The following is a 756-nucleotide window of genomic DNA, read 5'->3' as shown; positions in this document are numbered from 1 at the left end:
CCACAGGAGGGGGGATCTTTGGGATCTTCCTTCTTTTCTTCCAGAGGCTTTTTCCCATGCGCTTCCCGGTCTTCGTTGATTTCCTTCTTTAACTGCTCTTCGAAGAACAGTGCTTCCTCATCTGCAATCCGTTTCCGCATCTTTTTGCTGTTTGCCCGTGCTTTTACATGGGTGGCATCCACGAAGACCTCGGAAGGATCAATCAGTCTGTATTTATAGCATTCCTGCAGGATACGGGAAAAGATCTGTTCAAAAAGATCAGTATCCTTAAAGCGTCTGGTATAATTCTTTCCAAACGTAGAGAAATGGGGAACCTTGTCCATCATTTCCAGACCGAGGAACCATCGGTATGCGACATTGACTTCGATTTCTTTTACTGTCTGGCGCATACTTCGGATGCCGTACAGATACTGGATGAATGGAATTTTAATGAGCATGACCGGATCCATGCTGGGGCGGCCATTGTCTGCACTGTATTTATCGATCACAAGATCATAGATAAAACTCCAGTCGATTGCCTGGTCAATCAGGCGCAGCAGATGATCCTGCGGAACAAGGTCATCCATGCAGAACATCTGAATCTGCTCTCTTTTCTTATCTGCATTCTGTGTCATCATAGGAAACACCGCCTTTATTTTGATACTTTCATTATACCAAAAAAGTAGTGAAAAGTCCCGTAAATACGGCATTTTCACTACTTCTTATATGCTTGTAAGTACATAATTTTTGCAGTCATGACACAAGAAAAGCTCCCTC

At 43.7% G+C, this 756-nt stretch carries 1 protein-coding gene; it reads right to left on the bottom strand.

The window, feature by feature from the left end; genetic code table 11:
- A partial coding sequence (locus DW835_RS17755) for a transposase (protein WP_147353752.1) occupies nucleotides 1–617 on the bottom strand: 617 nt, incomplete at its 3' end.
- Nucleotides 618–756: the final 139 nt, after the last annotated feature.

The organism is Clostridium sp. AM34-9AC (assembly GCF_003480225.1).
In the GTDB taxonomy this organism is placed as follows: domain Bacteria; phylum Bacillota; class Clostridia; order Lachnospirales; family Lachnospiraceae; genus Acetatifactor; species Acetatifactor acetigignens.
Note: the sequence above shows the minus strand (reverse complement) of the source record. Positions and strands in the feature narration are given on the sequence as shown.